General features: G+C 54.7%; 15 protein-coding genes. 4 read left to right on the top strand and 11 right to left on the bottom strand.

Annotated elements, in window-relative coordinates; genetic code table 11:
• Positions 1-9: 9 nt before the first annotated feature.
• Both rplY and radD read right to left on the bottom strand, forming a co-directional pair.
• A complete protein-coding gene (gene rplY, locus SIK69_RS12740) occupies positions 10-297 on the bottom strand; it encodes a 50S ribosomal protein L25 (RefSeq protein ID WP_319628893.1) in 288 nt (95 codons plus the stop codon).
• A 169-nt stretch (positions 298-466) separates the two neighbouring features.
• A complete protein-coding gene (radD, locus tag SIK69_RS12735; RefSeq protein WP_319786229.1) occupies positions 467-2224 on the bottom strand; it encodes a DNA repair helicase RadD in 1758 nt (585 codons plus the stop codon).
• Between the two features lie 147 nt (positions 2225-2371).
• Between radD and rsuA the strand changes: the two genes are divergently transcribed.
• The 3 genes from rsuA to SIK69_RS12720 all read left to right on the top strand — a co-directional run bounded on the left by rsuA (position 2372) and on the right by SIK69_RS12720 (position 4945).
• A complete protein-coding gene (rsuA, locus tag SIK69_RS12730; protein ID WP_319628895.1) occupies positions 2372-3067 on the top strand; it encodes a 16S rRNA pseudouridine(516) synthase RsuA in 696 nt (231 codons plus the stop codon).
• Positions 3068-3094: 27 nt separating this feature from the next.
• The gene (locus tag SIK69_RS12725) at positions 3095-4291 is read left to right on the top strand and encodes a Bcr/CflA family multidrug efflux MFS transporter (RefSeq protein WP_319628896.1); all 1197 of its coding nucleotides are present in this window, start codon (positions 3095-3097) and stop codon (positions 4289-4291) included.
• A gap of 309 nt (positions 4292-4600) precedes the next feature.
• Complete coding sequence (locus SIK69_RS12720) at positions 4601-4945, top strand: YejG family protein (RefSeq protein WP_319628897.1); 345 nt, start codon at positions 4601-4603, stop codon at positions 4943-4945.
• A gap of 3 nt (positions 4946-4948) precedes the next feature.
• Here SIK69_RS12720 and yejF read toward each other — a convergent pair whose 3' ends face one another.
• The 9 genes from yejF to SIK69_RS12675 form a co-directional block, all read right to left on the bottom strand.
• Positions 4949-6538, bottom strand: a complete 1590-nt coding sequence (gene yejF / locus SIK69_RS12715; RefSeq protein ID WP_319786228.1) for a microcin C ABC transporter ATP-binding protein YejF — start codon at positions 6536-6538, stop codon at positions 4949-4951.
• A gap of 1 nt (position 6539) precedes the next feature.
• A complete protein-coding gene (locus SIK69_RS12710; protein ID WP_319628899.1) occupies positions 6540-7565 on the bottom strand; it encodes a microcin C ABC transporter permease in 1026 nt (341 codons plus the stop codon).
• On the bottom strand, positions 7565-8659 hold the full coding sequence (locus SIK69_RS12705; protein WP_319628900.1) for a microcin C ABC transporter permease YejB: 1095 nt from the start codon (positions 8657-8659) through the stop codon (positions 7565-7567). The genes SIK69_RS12710 and SIK69_RS12705 overlap by 1 nt, the downstream gene beginning before the upstream one ends.
• A gap of 9 nt (positions 8660-8668) precedes the next feature.
• Complete coding sequence (locus SIK69_RS12700; protein ID WP_319629014.1) at positions 8669-10477, bottom strand: extracellular solute-binding protein; 1809 nt, start codon at positions 10475-10477, stop codon at positions 8669-8671.
• Between the two features lie 69 nt (positions 10478-10546).
• A complete protein-coding gene (gene pdeN, locus SIK69_RS12695; protein ID WP_319628901.1) occupies positions 10547-12109 on the bottom strand; it encodes a cyclic di-3',5'-guanosine monophosphate phosphodiesterase PdeN in 1563 nt (520 codons plus the stop codon).
• 189 nt (positions 12110-12298) lie between these two features.
• On the bottom strand, positions 12299-12868 hold the full coding sequence (gene mepS, locus SIK69_RS12690) for a bifunctional murein DD-endopeptidase/murein LD-carboxypeptidase (protein WP_319786227.1): 570 nt from the start codon (positions 12866-12868) through the stop codon (positions 12299-12301).
• Positions 12869-13296: 428 nt separating this feature from the next.
• The gene (locus SIK69_RS12685; RefSeq protein ID WP_319786226.1) at positions 13297-14001 is read right to left on the bottom strand and encodes a phosphatase PAP2 family protein; all 705 of its coding nucleotides are present in this window, start codon (positions 13999-14001) and stop codon (positions 13297-13299) included.
• 43 nt (positions 14002-14044) lie between these two features.
• Positions 14045-15022: a CobW family GTP-binding protein gene (locus SIK69_RS12680; RefSeq protein WP_319628903.1), complete on the bottom strand. Its 978-nt coding sequence runs from the start codon at positions 15020-15022 to the stop codon at positions 14045-14047.
• 123 nt (positions 15023-15145) lie between these two features.
• Positions 15146-16612 carry a mannitol dehydrogenase family protein gene (locus tag SIK69_RS12675; RefSeq protein ID WP_319786225.1) on the bottom strand — a complete coding sequence of 489 codons (1467 nt, stop codon included), beginning with the start codon at positions 16610-16612 and terminating at the stop codon, positions 15146-15148.
• Between the two features lie 206 nt (positions 16613-16818).
• Between SIK69_RS12675 and uxuA the strand changes: the two genes are divergently transcribed.
• Entirely contained in the window at positions 16819-18009 is a 1191-nt protein-coding gene (gene uxuA / locus SIK69_RS12670; RefSeq protein ID WP_319786224.1) for a mannonate dehydratase, read from the top strand.
• Positions 18010-18027: the final 18 nt, after the last annotated feature.

The following is an 18027-nucleotide window of genomic DNA, read 5'->3' as shown; positions in this document are numbered from 1 at the left end:
TGTCAGCGATTACGCGCGAACGAAGTCGATGTGAGTCAGTTTTGGCTTGAACGGGTGACGCTGAACAGCCTGAACTTTAACTTTTTCTTCTTTACCACCAGCAACAGCGATGGTCAGGACTTCGGTGTAGAAACCTTCTTTAGTCTGCAGGTTCCACACTTTGTCGTGGTCCAGTTCCAGGGCTACTGGGGCAGCGTCGCCACCGTAGACGATTGCCGGGAACAGGTTAGCTGTACGCAGGCGGCGGCTCGCACCCTTACCCTGCTCTTTACGTACTTCTGCGTTTAAAGTAAACATTGAACATCTCTCTATTAGTAATCCTGTTACAGGCGACCCAGCAACAGGCAAATGATCTGCTTTGCACATGCAAAAGCGGGCGGGATTATAGCCCTCAATCCCCTCGGGGGCAATGGAAACTACATCCCAGGCATGAAGAAACCCTTTAGGTACACCTGGTGGGAAGCCTTCAGCGCAGCGCATTGGCCCGACGGAAACGGCCTTCATAATCAAAGACTTTTTCACGTACCTGCCAGAATTGCCCTTTCTTACGGGAGACGACAAAATCCGGATGACGAAGCAAAACCTCTTGGGCGAGGATATCCGCCGGGGTTATCCAGCGCAGCGGAATGCCGGGCGTGCGGGTGTGTGGCCGCATAAACAGCTGTTCAAACGCGGTTTTCTGCGCGGGCGTTTGCAGACGGAAGCGCTCACTCACATCAGCCCCGTCTTCATCGTAATAGGTCACTTTCAGCCAAGGGCCTTTCTCATCGCCGCCGTGTTGAAGCGTCATGCCGCTACAGCGTAGCACCAGCGCGTCTTTAAGCTTCAGCGCGGCTTTCAGCATATCGTCCGGGTCGACCAGCACCGTGTCACATTCCCGACAGCGACGGGCGGCAATGTCATTTTCAGCATTGCATTGCGGACAATTTTTAAAGCGGAAGCGGAAATCACACTGCTCGCGATGGCCGTCGTCGTCCTCAAACCAGCCCTGACAGCGGCGGCCAAAGTGTTCAATCAGCGTGCCATCGGCGGTGGTCTTCCCCCAAAAGGTATTGGCGAAGCCGCAGGAGGGGCAGAAAACCTGCACCGGGACGTTGTCACTTTTGCCTTTTGGCGCGCCGACTTCCGGCGCGAACAGGTCATGCGGATTACCGGCGTAGTCCAGAATCAGGCAATCGGTCTTGCCCGGCGACAGGCGCAGCCCACGGCCAACGATTTGCTGATACAGGCTAACGGATTCGGTCGGACGCAGAATTGCAATCAGGTCGACGTGCGGTGCATCAAAGCCGGTGGTCAGCACCGCGACGTTGACCAGAAACCGAAACTGCTGCGCTTTAAAGGCTTCAATCAATCGGTCGCGCTCCGGAGTCGGCGTCTCGCCAGTAATCAGCGCCGCATCTCCGGCGGGTAACAGCCCGGTTATCTCTTTGGCGTGCTCGACGGTGGAGGCAAAAATCATCACCCCTTTGCGGTTCTGTGCGAACTCAACAATCTGGCTAATGATGTGCGGCGTCACGCGCTGCTGTTTTTTCAGTTCGTGGTTGAGATCCGCTTCGCTAAACAGGCCATTGCTCTGCACCTGCAGGCGGCTGAAATCGTACTGCACCACCGGCATATCGAGCCTTTCCGGCGGCGTCAGGAAGCCGTGCTTGATCATGTAGCGCAGCGGAAGTTCGTAAATACAGTCGCGGAACAGCGCCTTTTCATCGCCGCGAACCATGCCGTGATAATGAAAGCGATAAATCCAGCCTTTGCCCAGACGAAACGGCGTGGCGGTTAGCCCAAGCAAACGTAAGTGAGGGTTTACCTTTTTGAGGTGGCCAAGGATTTGCTGGTACTGGCTGTCATCATCGTCGCTGATGCGATGGCATTCATCGACAATCAGCAGTGAAAACTCGCCCTGGAAATGGTTCAAATTGCGGGCCACAGACTGCACGCTGCCAAACACCACTTTACCGTGGCTCTCTTTGCGCTTCAGCCCCGCGGCATAGATATCGGCTTCAAGCCCCAGCGCCAGGTATTTGGCGTGGTTCTGTGCCACTAATTCTTTGACGTGAGCAAGTACCAACACACGGCCACGTGCCAGGCGCGCGAGCTCGGCTATCACCAGACTTTTGCCTGCGCCGGTGGGCAGCACAATCACCGCAGGCTGTTGATGTTGACGAAAGTGGGAGAGGGTGGCATCCACCGCTTCCTGCTGATAGGGACGAAGCGTAAAGGTCATATTTCAGGCGTCATTATTTACACCCCAATAGTATGCCATGAATCTTTTCGCTTGAGTGGCTTAGCAGGGCCGTTATACTTGGACCCTGATATTGCTTCATTTTCGGGCGTCGCCCGACACCGCACTCTAACAGGCTAAAAATACTTCATGCGACTTGATAAGTTTATCGCTCAGCAACTCGGCGTCAGCCGTGCGATTGCCGGGCGTGAGATCCGCGCCAGCCGCGTTACCGTGGACGGCGAGATTGTCAAACTCTCCGCTTTTCAGCTCCAGCCGGAACACGATGTGGAATATGACGGAAATCCGTTGACCCAGCAGAACGGCCCGCGCTACTTCATGCTCAACAAGCCTCAGGGTTATGTGTGCTCAACGGAAGACCCGGATCACCCGACGGTGCTGTATTTCCTCGACGAGCCTGTGGCACACAAGCTGCATGCCGCCGGACGCCTCGATATCGACACCACCGGCCTGGTACTGATGACCGACGACGGTCAGTGGTCGCACCGCATTACGTCGCCGCGCCACCATTGTGAGAAGACCTATCTGGTCACGCTGGAATCGCCGGTTGCCGATGACACGGCAGAACAATTCGCTCACGGCGTTCAACTGCATAATGAGAAAGAGTTGACCAAACCGGCGCAGCTGGAAGTCATTACCCCAACCGAAGTTCGGCTAACCATCAGCGAAGGGCGCTATCACCAGGTGAAGCGCATGTTTGCGGCAGTGGGCAACCGCGTTGTGGGTCTGCACCGCGAGCGAATCGGCGGGATTAAACTGGATGACGATTTGGCCCCGGGCGAATACCGGGTGCTGACCGAAGAAGAAATCGCCAGCGTGGGCTAGGGCCGCGCTAACTTCAGGAGTGAATTTGTGACTACCAGGCAGCGCTCATCGCTGGGAATTGTGTTCATCCTTGGCTTATTAGCCATGCTGATGCCGCTTTCAATTGATATGTATCTCCCGGCGCTGCCGGTTATCTCTGCGCAGTTCGGCGTCCCGGCGGGCAGCGCGCAGATGACGCTCAGTACCTATATCCTGGGTTTTGCCCTCGGTCAGCTGCTGTACGGCCCGATGGCCGACAGCATCGGTCGCAAACCGGTCATTCTCGGCGGCACGCTGATATTCGCCGCTGCGGCGGTGGCCTGTGCGCTGTCGCAAAGTATTGAACAGCTGATTGTGATGCGCTTCTTCCACGGTCTGGCCGCAGCGGCAGCCAGCGTAGTGATTAACGCCCTGATGCGCGACATTTATCCGAAAGAAGAGTTTTCCCGCATGATGTCCTTCGTCATGCTGGTGACGACCATTGCGCCGCTGGTGGCTCCGATGGTCGGTGGCGCGGTACTGGTCTGGTTCAGCTGGCATGCGATTTTCTGGATCCTCGCGATTGCCGCGCTGCTGGCCTCAACCATGATCTTCTTCTTTATTGATGAAACGCTACCGCCGGAGCGCCGACAGAAGTTCCATATCCGTACCACAATGGGTAACTTTGCCTCGCTGTTCCGCCACAAGCGGGTGCTGAGCTACATGTTGGCGAGCGGTTTCAGCTTTGCCGGGATGTTCTCCTTCCTCAGCGCCGGACCGTTTGTCTATATCGAACTGAACCATGTTTCGCCGCAGCATTTCGGCTACTACTTTGCGCTGAATATCGTGTTCCTGTTCATCATGACCATTATCAATAGCCGCTTTGTGCGCCGGGTCGGAGCGCTGAATATGTTCCGCGCCGGGCTGTGGATCCAGCTTGCGATGGCGGCGTGGATGGTGGTTTGCGCCCTGTTCGGCGTTGGCTTCTGGTCGCTGGTGCTGGGCGTGGCGGCGTTTGTTGGCTGCGTGTCGATGGTTTCCTCCAATGCGATGGCGGTTATTCTCGACGAATTTCCGCACATGGCGGGCACCGCCTCGTCGTTGGCGGGGACGTTCCGCTTTGGGATTGGCGCGATTGTTGGCGCACTCCTGTCGATGGCTACCTTTACCACCGCCTGGCCGATGCTGTTTTCCATCGCGTTTTGTGCAACTTGCTCCATTTTGTTCTATCTCTACGCTAGCCGACCTCGCAAGACAGCGCTATAACCTGCCTGCGGCGATCAAAAAGGGGCGTATCGACGCCCCTTTTTGATGCATATCAACCGCTCTGCTTTTTCTCCTGCTCGACTTTGTTTAAATTGTGTAAAATCAATTAGTGTAAAAAGTCACAGCGTTGTAGACAAAAAGATTGTTTTAGATCACAGAAACGGGTACATATAGCGCCGTTATGCCGCTCCGGCATACGAGTGACGATAAAAACGTACGTAGCCTTTGCTGGATGCAGGACGAATTGTCAACGATGTGTTAAAATGGATTTGAATATTTGTGAAGCATCTTGCTTCCGGGGAAAAAGACGTGAATACAATCCAACTCTCTATCGTACACCGACTGCCGCAGAGCTATCGCTGGTCCGCCGGTTTTGCGGGTTCAAGAGTTGAACCGATTCCGCAAAACGATAACGCGGATGATGATTGCCTTGTGGCACTAAAATTACTGAGCCCGGATGGTGATACCGCCTGGCCGGTGATGCAGAAGCTAAGCCAGGCATTAACCGACATCGAACTGCCAAGTTCGGTGCTGGAGTGTGAAGGCGAGCCGTGCCTGTTTGTGAACATGCAGGACGAGTTTGCGGCCACCTGCCGGTTGAAAAATTTCGGCGTGGCTATCGCTGAGCCATTCTCGGGTAACAATCCTTTCTGAGCGTCAGCTTAGCGTGATCAGCTGACGGGTATACTCCTGCGCTGGTTCGGCGAACACGCGCTGACACTCTCCCTGCTCAACCACTTCTCCCTGACGCAGTACAATCACCTGATGGCACAACGAACGCACCACGTGCAGGTCATGGCTGATGAAGATATAGGCCAGTCGGTGTTTTTGCTGAAGTGATTTCAGCAAGGCGAGGATCTGCGCCTGCACGGTACGGTCGAGCGAGGAGGTCGGTTCGTCAAGCACTATCAACTGTGGCTTGAGGATAAGCGCCCGAGCGATGGCGATGCGCTGACGCTGGCCGCCGGAAAACTCAGCCGGATAACGCCAGCGCGTTTCCGGGTCGAGACCCACCTCTTTCATCACCCTGACCACCTCGGCTTCCCGCGCCGTACTGCTCAACGTCGGCTGATGCACCCGCAGGCCTTCCTCGATAATTTGCAGGACGTTCAGACGCGGATTGAGTGAGGAATTCGGGTCCTGAAACACCACCTGAATACGGTGACGCAGAGGCAGCATCTCTTTTCTACTGCGGCCCTGAATCTTATGCCCATCAAACGTTATCTCGCCCACCGACGCAATCAGGCGTAGCAGCGCCAGGCCAGTGGTACTTTTACCCGAGCCAGATTCACCCACCAGACCCAGCGTTTCGCCCGTTCTCAGGGTAAAAATGATGTTGTTCACTACCTTGTTTTCAGCAACGATGCGACGAAAAATGCCCTTCCGCTGAGGAAAGCCGACCTGCAAATTTTCTACCTGTAACAGCGGCACGCTCTCCGGCGGCAGTGGCACTGGTTCACCCGTCGGCTCGCTGTCGAGCAGCTTGATGGTGTAAGGATGCTGTGGGCTGGCGAACAGCGCGGGGGCGGCATTTTGCTCCACGCAGCGTCCGCTCTGCATCACCGCCACATTATCGGCCAGCTTACGCACGATGCTCAGGTTATGGGTGATAAACAGCAGGCCCATGTTCAACTCCTGACGTAACTCGCGCAGAAGTTGCAGGATTTGCGCCTGCACCGAGACGTCGAGCGCGGTGGTCGGCTCATCGGCAATCAGCAGCTCCGGGCGCGTCAGCAGCGCCATCGCAATCATTACTCGCTGGCGCTCACCGCCGGAAAGCTGATGCGGATAATCATTCAGACGCCGAGCTGCATTGCGGATCCCCACTCGATCCAGACAGGTGAGGATCTCCCCCCGGGCGGCCTCTTTGCGCATTCCCCGGTGCAGGGACAGCACCTCATACAGCTGTTTTTCCAGGGTGTGCAACGGATTGAGCGAGACCATTGGCTCCTGGAAAATCATTGCAATACGGTTGCCGCGGATCCCACGCAGCACGCGCTCGTCGGCATGGAGCAGTGATTCACCGTGAAAGCGGATATCCCCGGTAGGATAACTCACCGGCGGGGTGGGCAGCAGGCGTAAAATGGATAACGCCGATACGCTTTTGCCGGAGCCCGATTCGCCGACCAGCGCCAGTGTTTCCCCGGCCTCAACCTGTAGTGACAAGTCGCTGACCACGGGACGCACTTCGCCCCGGGCGCTGAAAGCGATGGAGAGATTATCAATCGATAATAATGGCTGCGTCATGTTACACCGCCTTGCTGGGGTCGAAGGCGTCGCGCACGGCTTCACCGATGAAAATCAGCAGCGACAGCAACACCGCCACGGACAAGAAGGCGGTGATGCCCAGCCACGGGGCCTGCAGATTGTTTTTACCCTGCAACAACAGTTCCCCCAGCGACGGCGATCCGAGCGGTAAACCAAAGCCGAGAAAATCGAGCGAGGTCAGGGTGGTAATCGAACTGCACAGAATAAACGGCAGAAACGTCAGGGTGGCGACCATCGCGTTAGGCAGCATATGGCGGAAGATAATGCCGCGATCACCCACGCCGAGCGCCTGTGCTGCACGGATGTAATCGAAATTACGGGTACGCAGAAACTCCGCGCGTACCACGCCGACCAGCGTCATCCAGCCAAACAGCACGGTTATCGCCAGCAGCCACCAGAAATTTGGCTGGATCACGCTGGAAAGCAGGATGATTAAAAAAAGCGTCGGCATCCCGGACCACACCTCGATAAAGCGCTGGCCCCAGAGATCGATTTTGCCGCCGTAGTAGCCCTGAATCGCCCCTGCCAGCACGCCCATCACGCTGGAACACAGCGTCAGCATCAGGCCGAACAGCAGCGAAATTCGGGTTCCGTACAGAATGCGGGCCAGCACATCGCCGCCGTTGGCATCGGTGCCCAGCCAGTTTTGCGCCGAAGGAGGCGAAGGGAAGGGGCGATCGGTGGAAAAGTTGATCGACTTGGCACCAAAACGAATCGGGGCCCACAGCACGTGACCATGCTCGCTGAGCTGTTTTTGCAGCCATGGGTCCTGATAATCGGCGGCGGTGGCAAACTGGCCGCCAAAGTCTTTCTCGCTGTAGGTTTTCAGCGCCGGGAAGTAGACTTCGCCGTGGTATTCCACGATCAGTGGCCGATCGTTGGCGATCAGTTCCGCACAGAGGCTACAGACAAAAATAATCAGGAACAGTACCAGCGACCAGAATCCCCGGCGGTTATGGCGAAAGCGTGCCCAGCGGGCCTGATTGACCGAGCTTAAACGTGGCATCAGCGGCCCTCAAAATCGATGCGCGGATCGACCAGCGTATAGCTGATATCGCTGATGATGTTCAGCAGCAGGCCAATCAGGGTGAAGATATACAGGGTGCCGAACATCACCGGATAATCGCGGGAGACCGTGGCTTCATAGCCCAGCAGGCCCAAACCGTTGAGTGAGAACATCACTTCAATCAGCAATGACCCGGTGAAAAACATACTGATAAAAGTGGCCGGGAACCCGGCGATCACCAGCAGCATCGCGTTGCGGAAGATATGCTTCCAGAGGATATTTTTCTCGCTCACACCTTTGGCCCGGGCGGTCACCACATACTGTTTGCGCACTTCATCAAGGAAGGCGTTTTTGGTCAGCATCGTCAGCGCGGCAAACCCGCCAATCACCGTCGCCAGCACCGGCAGCGTAATGTGCCATAGATAATCGGTTATCTTTTGATACCACGGCAGGGTGTCGAAATTGGCAGAAACCAGCCCTCGCAGCGGGAAGATGTCGTAATAACTGCCGCCCGCGAACACCACAATCAACACAATGGCGAACAGGAATGCCGGGATAGCGTAACCGATGATGATGAACGCGCTGCTCCAGATGTCGAACCGGCTGCCGTTATTCACGGCCTTACGAATACCCAACGGAATCGACACCAGATAGATTATCAGCGTGCTCCATAGCCCGAGGGTAATCGACACCGGCAGGCTTTCTTTAATCAGCTGTAGCACCGAGGCACTGCGGAACAAGCTGTCGCCAAAGTCGAAGCGTACGTAGTCCCATAGCATGTTGAAGTAGCGCTCGTGCATCGGTTTATCAAAACCGTAGCGATGGGTGATTTCGGCGATGACTTCCGGGTCAAGACCACGTCCGCCGCGATATTGACTTTCGTTGAGATTTCCGACCCCTGTCCGCGCATGAGACGCCCCCATACCTTCTGCGCCGCTGCCTGGCAGACTGCCTTTGTTGCCAAACTCAATTGCCGCAATGGCCTGGTCGACCGGGCCACCGGGGGCAACCTGCACAATAAAAAAGTTGATGGTGATGATGGCCCACAGCGTTGGAATAACCAATAGCAGTCGGCGGATCAGGTAAGCGCCCATGGTTGCTCCTTAGCGCCGGGCTTCCGGCAGTTTCGCCGCTTTGTTCACGTCGTACCACCAGTTTTCAAAGCCCAGCGAATAGACGGGGCGAACCGTCGGGTGCGAGAATTTATTCCAGTAGGCCATTCTGTCCGAGGCCATATACCACATTGGCAATTGGTAGAAATTCCAGGTTAACACGCGGTCCAGCGCCCGTCCAAGCGGCAGAAGTTTCTGTTTATTTCCCTGCCACTGGATCATCTGGGCAATCAGATTATCGATAACCGGGCTGCTGACACCGGAACCGTTATAGGATGAATTGATGTACGCCGATGCCCAGGATATCTGCAAGTCGCTGCCGCTCGGCCACGGCATCGCCCGCCACAGACGCGGCATCATGTCGTAATCTCGGGTACGCATTCGGTTGGTGACCTGCGACATATCAACCTGGCGAATATCCATGGTCACGCCGAGACGCTGTAAATTGTGCTGAAACGGCATGACCCACTGGTTATTTCCTGCCGAAGGCAGCAGCAGCTCAAATTGCAGCGGCTTACCGGTTTTGGCGTTGACACGCTGCTGGCCTTTGAGCACCCAGCCCGCGTCCGTGAGCAGCTTATCGGCCCTCAGCAGGTTTTCCCGGTCAAAACCGTTGCCGTTGGATTTAGGCGGCTCATAAATGGAGGCAAATACCTCCGGCGGCAAATCCTTTTTCATCGGGCCCAACAGCACCAGTTCATCCGCATCCGGATAACCACGTGCGGCATACTCGGTGTTCTGGAAATAGCTGTTGGTCCGGCTGTATGCGCCATAGAACAGCGCCTTATTCATCCATTCGAAATCAAAGGCCAGGCCGATGGCTTCCCGTACTTTTCGGTCGGCAAACACCGGGCGTTGAATATTGAACGTCAGCCAGCGGGTGTCCTGAGCAGATTCATTTTTCTCTTCCTCTTTGACGATGTAACGGCTATTGAAGTTTTTGCCGATATAGCGCGTAGCCCAGTTTTTCGGGCTGCCTTCGGTTCGGAAATCAAAAGCGCCAGCCTTGAAGGCTTCGAAGGCCACGTTATCGTCGAGGTAGTAGTCGTAGCGAATTGTGTCGAAATTCCAGCGCCCGCGGTTCACCGGTAAATCGGCAGCCCAGTAGTCTTTCACCCGGGAGTAAACCACGTACTGGCCCATCCGCCAGGTAGTGATTTTATACGGCCCGTTGGCCAGCGGGGGGGCAGAGAGCGGGTCGCTGAGCTTGTGATTACGCCAGAATTTTTCCGGCATTACCGGCAGTGTGAACAGACTGAGCATATCTTCTTTGCTCGGCTTCGCCAGTTGGATGCGCACGGTCAGCGGGGCGATGGCTTTAATGGTGGTGCCTTTGTAGATCAGGCGAAACTGCGGCACCCCTTCGGTCATGAATTTATGAAACGTGAAGGCGACATCTTCTGCTTTGACGTGACTGCCATCATGAAAACGGGCGCGCGGATTAATCGTCACCTCTGCCCAGGAAAAATCATCGGCGTAACGAGCCATATCGGCTATCAGCGGATAATAGCTACCGGGCTCGTCGTCCGAAGTGGTAAACAAGGCGTCATACAGCGATTCGGTGCGCACGGCAGCATTGCCTCGCAGCGCAAAACGGTTGAAGTTGTCGAAGGTGCCCAAGGCCGACAACGTTACCGCGCCGCCTTTCGGGGCCGCTGGATTCACGTAGTCGTAGTGGGTAAAGTTGAAAGCGTACTTCGGTTCGCCAATGACGGCAAACGCGTAGCTCTCTTTGATGTTTTCAGCCTGCGCCGTCAGGGTCAACAGTGCCAGCATCAATAAACCCATGCGCACAACAATCACCGATGTCTGTTCCTTCTACGGTCATCTTCGGACAAAGCACTCATCTTGTTGAATGATAAGTGACGTTCAGGTGGTTGTGAAATAATTCTCGGGTTTGGCGTGGGCCTCGATCAGCTTTTCCAGCGTCAGCGGACGACTTATCCAGTAGCCTTGCAAGAAATTAACCCCATGCTGGCGCAGCCAGTTGGCCTGCTCCTGGGTTTCAACGCCTTCAGCCACGGTAACCAGGCTCATTTTACGGGCGAGCGTCAGCACCGCATCCAGTACCGGAGAGGTCACGGTTTCAGTGCCAATCGCGTTGACGAAACCTCTGTCGATTTTCAGGTAGTCGAAAGAGAAACGCTCCAGATAAATCAGCGCACTGTGTCCAGTGCCGAAGTCATCAATGGCAATTTCATAGCCTTCGTGATGCAGCCACTCAAACAGTTTCATCGCCAGCCGCTGGTTCAGCATGTCGCGCTCGGTAATTTCCAGCACCAGCTGGAAGTAGTTTGGCGGCAGCATGGCGCTGAGATCCCGCAGATCCTGCTGGAAACTGTCGGCCAGTAGATGGGCTGGGGCGATGTTGATCCCAAGCTTCGCCCCCGGCGGCAGTAGCGTTTGCAATACCGGCGCGTCTTTGGCGATAAGCTCAAACAGATGGCGGGTGAGCGGTACAATCAGCTGCTGTGCTTCGGCGAAGTTGATAAACGCATCGGGCGGAATATCCCCGGCGCTCGGGTGCTTCCAGCGCATTAACGCTTCCACGCCACGGATTTGCAGGGTTTCAGCGTCAACCACCGGCTGGTACACCACGGAGAACTGGTTGCGCTTGATGGCGGTGGTAATTTCTTTGCCTGGCCGCAGGCGGACGCTAAGAACGTAATAACAAAGCAGGCCAGAGAGTAGGCCACACATCACGCCCATCAGTAGGGAGAATTGCAGATTCACCGTGGACCAGATTTCACCGTAGACGTTCACCGTCATTGGCACTCCGTCGATTTTAGCGGAGCGAACTGGTTGGCCCTTTATCTGGCTTGCCAGCTGTGGTTCTGGGCTGAAGGTTGAGATCGCAGTACCTTTGGCAACCAGCGCAATGCCGCTGAACTGATTCTGGCGCGAGGAGTAGAGGATCCACGGCATCAGGCTGGCATTGATCGAGGTAAAGACCCCGCGGTTCTCAAGCAGCGGGCTGCGCACCCACAGGGCAAATGCGGGCCGTTGCGGCAGCATTGGCGTGCCGGGCAGAATGGCAATGTCCAGTGCCTTGCTGACATCCAACTGCGGCACCAACTGTTTCATCGGGACGTTCATTTCACCGGTGGCGGAAGAGCAGGTCGCATTGCCGTTGTCGATCAACAGAAACGCCCGGACGTTGATACTAAAGGCGGCTCGGGAGGTCAGATCAGAGGCTACGTCCGCACAGCGGCTTACGGTTAAAGGTTGCAGCTTATCGACGGTATTCAGCAAATCGCCAAAATAGCCATTCAGGTATTTTTGCAAATCATTAATGATGATATCGAACTGTTCGCCGCGTTTATGATGGAACATCATCATTTGAGCACTGCCCGCCAGCAGGGCGACCGCTACTCCCAGCAACAGGCTTGAGAAGAGGATCTTGCGACCGAGCGAGAAGTAGCGCGTGAACATAGCTGTCTTTATCCGTGATATTTGAAACGATAATTCAATGCCTTGGAACGCAGGGCTGCGTCATTCCAGCATAGTCTATTTAGCCATCCTGGCAGGCACGGGCGATAATGCAGAAAAAAAAAGCACTGCTGAGCAGTGCTTTTTTTATTCTTGCTGTCAGCCAAGGGAAAACCAACAGCAAGAGGAACATCAGGAACGGCTCAGAACACGTCGCGCTTCGTTGTAGCGCTTGTTCCAGTACGGTTCATCCATGTTGGAAATCGTCACACCACTGCTGGTGGAAGCATGAACAAACTGGTTATTGCCAATGTAGATACCGACATGGCGACCCGTCGACCCGGCGCGGAACAGGACTAAATCACCGGTACGCAGTTGCGTGCGCTTAATCGACTTACCCATTTCCTGCTGCTCATAAGTTGAGCGAGGTAAATCCATTCCAAACTGTTCACGGAAGGTGCGTTGTACGAATGCGGAGCAATCAATACCACGTTTTGTCTCACCACCGAGGCGGTAACGTACGCCTTTCCAGCTGGCATACTGATCCATCAGGCGTGTCTTAACATCAAGATTACGCACCATGGTTTCAAATTCATCCTGAGAGGCTTGCAGTGACGAAGGATCTTCGTTACCCACAGCATGCGTCTCAGAATGCATATTATTTGCGGTGTTCGTTGTGCTACATGCAGAAAGCAGAACTGCTACTGCGACTGCGGGTATTGCCCGCAGGATGTATCTCAAAAATGGTTGAGATTTGACCATGTTGTTTATTTTCCCTTGAAGTCCTTAACGATAAAAACCGTTATAAAAATGCCAACCGTGACGAGACTAAATACCTGCCGCCAATGAGACAATTCGTGATGTTCAGAAATGTGCAGTGACGCACAAATTTATTTACCAACCGAATAATTTATCTCTGGAAGGGCAAAACGAGATTGAGATTACCCTATCGAAACCGGGCTGGCTAGCGCTTTTCCGGGATTTTTTATAAGAAATTGTGATGTTCAAAGAGGGGAATCAGATATGGGCAAAAATAGGGGTAAAAGTGCGCGTTAAATAGGCAATTATCTCATTCTCAAGCAGATTCTGAGGACTGACACATCACCAAAATCAATATTACGTCATCAGAGAGCCATCAGGGATCGAAAACGAACCCTGATGATAATGATTAATTTAGGTTAGGAGCTTGTTTATTTTTTGTTGAATGCCTGCGGAAGATGGCGATCAAACAGGGCGATCGTCTTATCACTCAGCGGTGTTAAGAGGATCCACGGCATGCCAATCAGCACGGCAGTGAGCGAACCTATCGCAATATCGGTGAACCAATGCGCGCCGATCATTACCCGCGGGAAGGCAAAAACCACAACAATAAGCAGGGCAATAGCAAATGCTTTTAGACCAAAATATCGCCACATAAAGGTGGCAAATATCAGCAGCATCATTCCATGATCGCCAGGAAAACTGTCTTTTGAGGCGTCTTTCGTCGAAATATGCAACAGATCGCTGACCCGATAAACATCAGGGAAAAATAGCGACGGGCTGGCGCGTTTGACCGGCATTAAATGCTGAGCAAGCTGGTTCACAATCACCGCGGCCAGCAGCATCACCAACCCGATAATAATAATTCGACGACGTCCCTGAGGCTGTTCCTTTAACCAGAAATGGAGCATCAGGCTACCCATTGTCAGCAGCGAACAGCCGTCAAAGGCACGGTTGTTGGTGACCGCCAGGAACCATACGTAGGCGCGACTCTCAGCCAGGCCCTGATTAAAGAAGTGGAAAATCCCTGAGTCCAGCGAGTACCAAAAGCCATGATTAGCAGGTAAGAACCAACTAAAAAAAAGAGCCAGACCGGCAATGTTGAGCAGTAAAATTCCAGTAATTCGAGTTTTCATCACATATTCTTTAAATCGGATTAACGTCGGCAACATACCGAGGTTAGTTTAAACGAAGCTTCAACAGCGAGGACTGCAGCGCATTCCAGTCGGTATCACTATCATTAATCAGTTCGATGCGGCTATCGGGCGGAGCAACGGACTGTGTCTCAATGTGCAGGTCGGCGTTCTGCCGATTAATGCGGACTAACCCTTCGGCAATGCGCATTACGCCTTTCACCCGCGAAACCGGGGCCAGACGCGCCCATTCCAGCAGGCCAATGGTGTCGAACTGCGTGTCAGCATCAAAAATCCAGCCGCAGGCTTGATAGCCCTGCCCGCTGTTAATGCTGCGACGCCAGCGTTGATGCTCAGGCAGGCTCAATGCCGCCAGACCCTTATTCGACGGATGGCTGTGGGCGTGTGCGGCACTCACCGGTAGCGGGGCCAGATTACGCCGGGGTAAATCTAAAAGCGTGCCGTCGATAACCCCCTGAGCGGTGTCGACAAACTGTCGATCTCCGCCATAGGCGTTCCACCAGGCGGTAAACGCTTGCTGGCTTTCCGGGGTCGCACGGTCGTTTTTATTGGTTACGATGATGTCAGCCGCCGCGAGCTGATCGCGAAAGTTATCATTGCTGACCACTTTCTCATCAAGCAACTGGCGAGGATCGAGGACGCAAAGCGTAGCGCGCAGGTCGATCCACGGCTCGTATACTGGCGCGGTAAGGATATCGAGAATTTGTTTCGGATGGCCCAGGCCCGTCGGTTCGATCAGCAGACGGTCCGGTTTGCCCTGGCGAAGCAGGGTATTGAGTCCTACCTGCATCGGCAAACCATTCACGCAGCACATACAGCCACCGGGGATTTCTTTCAGCAGCGCGCCGCTGTCGGCGAGCAATGCGCCGTCAATTCCGACTTCACCGAACTCATTGACCAGCACTGCCCACTTTTCATCCGCCGGTTTATTCGCCAGCAAGTGGAGAATGGAAGTCGTTTTACCGCTGCCGAGAAAGCCGGTAATCAGGTTTGTTAGCGTCACGTGGGCTCCAGAATAGCGACTGTAATAATGTAACAGGTGTGTTATATCCTGGCGAAAAATGGCGGAAAAGAGAAGTGTTGAGACGGACAGAAAAGGGATCTGTCCGCTAAAGAGCAGGAAGTGCTAAAGATTCAGGGTGGAAATGATTGCCTGACGCGCCCCGTGATCGGTCAATTGCTGCCAGGCGTGTTGAACACGGCTGACGAAACGCGGGTTCTGCGCCAGATCGTTGCCGAAAATTTCGCTCAGCGTGAGCAGGGCCGCCACGCGCTCAGCTTCGCTGCTCGAGGCCACAAGAGACTGTATTTTATCGGCCAGCGGATCGCGCACGTCAATAGGGTTGCCACGTTCGTCTTTGCCGCTGACATAACGCATCCAGCCTGCCACGCCGAGTGCCAGCAGCGACCAGTCGGTGTCGCGCTCCAGATGAACCCGAATGCCTTCCAGCATGCGCTGAGGCAGTTTCTGACTGCCGTCCATGGCGATTTGCCAGGTGCGGTGTTTCAGCGCCGGGTTAGTGAAACGCGTGATCAGGCTGTCGGCATAGGCGTTGAGGTCAACCCCGGTGATACGCAGCGTCGGGGCCTGCTCCTGCATCATCAGACGACGCGCGGCGTGACGGAAATCACTATCCTGCATGCAATCGCTGATGTGTTCGTACCCGGCCAGATAACCGAGATAGGCCAGGAATGAGTGGCTGCCGTTCAGCATCCGCAGCTTCATTTGTTCCCACGGCAGGACGTCACTCACCATTTGTACGCCCGCGATTTCCCACTCCGGACGACCTGCCACGAAGTTGTCTTCTACCACCCACTGAATGAACGGCTCGCAGCTGATGGCGCACGGATCGTCGACTCCGGTTGCTGCGGCAATTTCTGCCAACGATTCTTCGGTCGCCGCCGGAACGATGCGGTCGACCATGGTGCCCGGAAAACTGACCTGTTCAGCTATCCATTGTGCCAGTTCGGGCGAACGCTTATTGGCCATCCCCAATACCGCATTTTTCACTACGTGGCCGTTGTCAGGAATGTTATCGCAGGAGAGAACGGTAAAAGGCGGGAGCCCGCGCTCGCGGCGACGATGTAACGCTTCAACCAGTATTCCCGGCGCGGAATGCGGCTCAGAAGGGTTCTCAAGATCGTGAACAATCCGCGGCTGTGTGACATCCAGCCGACCGGTCGCCGGGTCAATGCAGTAGCCTTTCTCGGTGATGGTAAGAGAGACAATCGCCACCTGCGGCTCGCAGAATTTCTCAATGATCGCCGCCAGGGAATCGAGTTTTGCATTCAGGCATTCATTCACCGCCCCGATGATAATCGGCTGGTTACCGTCCGCACCTTTCTCCAGCACCGTATACAGATGGTTCTGGGCGCGCAGCTGGCTCATCAATACATCGCCGCTAAACAGGCTGATTTCGCACAGACCCCAGTCACCGCCTTTGGCATTCAGTACCCGATCCGTCAGCAGTGCCTGGTGGGCCCGATGGAATGCGCCAAAGCCGAAATGGACAATCCGCGAACGAAGCTGTTGTCGGTCATACTGAGGGAATTGCACGTTGTCGGGCAGCGTGGCGGTGGCGATCGTCTTCATTATATAAACACCTGCTTAACCATTAATTAACAATTGGCAGTGTAAAGTTATATGACAGCAAATTGAATTGGTGTGCCGTATTTATCCCGGGAATGTGAGCTGGATCAATCAATGCCGGGGCGGAATTTGACGCTTTTGCAGAAACATGTATGGTAGTCGTCATTAGCCATTCCATTATTGGTATAACAACTTAAGAGGGTGTGACAATGGAACAAACCTGGCGTTGGTATGGACCGAAAGATCCTGTTTCTCTTGATGATGTGCGCCAGGCTGGCGCAACCGGCGTAGTCACTGCGCTACACCACATTCCGAACGGTCAGGTCTGGCCGGTGGATGAAATTAAAGCGCGTCAGGCGTTGCTCGCGGAAAAAGGGCTGACCTGGTCCGTGGTGGAAAGTATCCCGGTCCACGAAGAGATTAAAACCCAGTCCGGCGACTGCAAAACCTGGATTACTAACTACCAGCAGAGCATCCGTAATCTGGCGGCCTGCGGGATTGATACCGTCTGCTACAACTTTATGCCGATCCTCGACTGGACGCGTACTGACCTTGAGTACCAGCTGCCAGACGGCTCCAAAGCTCTGCGTTTCGACCAGATTGCCTTCGCCGCATTTGAACTGCATATCCTCAAGCGCCCGGGGGCTGAAGCGGATTACAGCGCGGAAGAGCAGCAGCAGGCGCAGGCGTATTTCAAGGCGATGAGCGCGGCAGAAATTGAAAAGCTGACCCGTAATATTATTGCCGGTTTACCGGGCGCGGAAGAGGGTTACACCCTGGACCAGTTCCGTCAGCGTCTGGCTGAATATGATCACATCAGCAAAGAGACGCTACGTGAAAACATGGCGGTGTTCCTGCGTGCAATCGTACCGGTGGCGGAAGAAGTCGGCGTGCGCCTGGCCGTTCACCCGGACGATCCTCCGCGTCCTATCCTCGGCCTGCCGCGTATCGTGTCGACCATTGAAGATATGCAGTGGCTGAAAGAAACCGTCGACAGCATTAACAACGGCTTCACCATGTGTACCGGCTCTTACGGCGTTCGCGCGGATAACGACCTGGTGAAAATGATTGAAACCTTTGGCGATCGCATTCACTTCACCCACCTGCGCGCGACCTGCCGCGAAGGCAATCCAAAAACCTTCCACGAAGGTTCCCATCTGCACGGTGACGTGAATATGGTGGCGGTGGTTGACGCGATTCTGTCTGAAGAGTCTCGCCGTAAGAAAGCGGGTGACCTGCGTCCGATTCCATTCCGTCCTGACCACGGGCATCAGATGCTGGACGATCTGAAGAAGAAAACCAACCCGGGCTATTCGGCGATTGGTCGTCTGAAAGGGATGGCGGAAGTGCGCGGCGTTGAGCTGGCGCTGAAAATGACCAAATATCCTGAGCTGCTGTAATCACGAGTCAGAATATCA

It is taken from the genome of Scandinavium lactucae (assembly GCF_033843265.1).
In the GTDB taxonomy this organism is placed as follows: domain Bacteria; phylum Pseudomonadota; class Gammaproteobacteria; order Enterobacterales; family Enterobacteriaceae; genus Scandinavium; species Scandinavium lactucae.
Note: the sequence above shows the minus strand (reverse complement) of the source record. Positions and strands in the feature narration are given on the sequence as shown.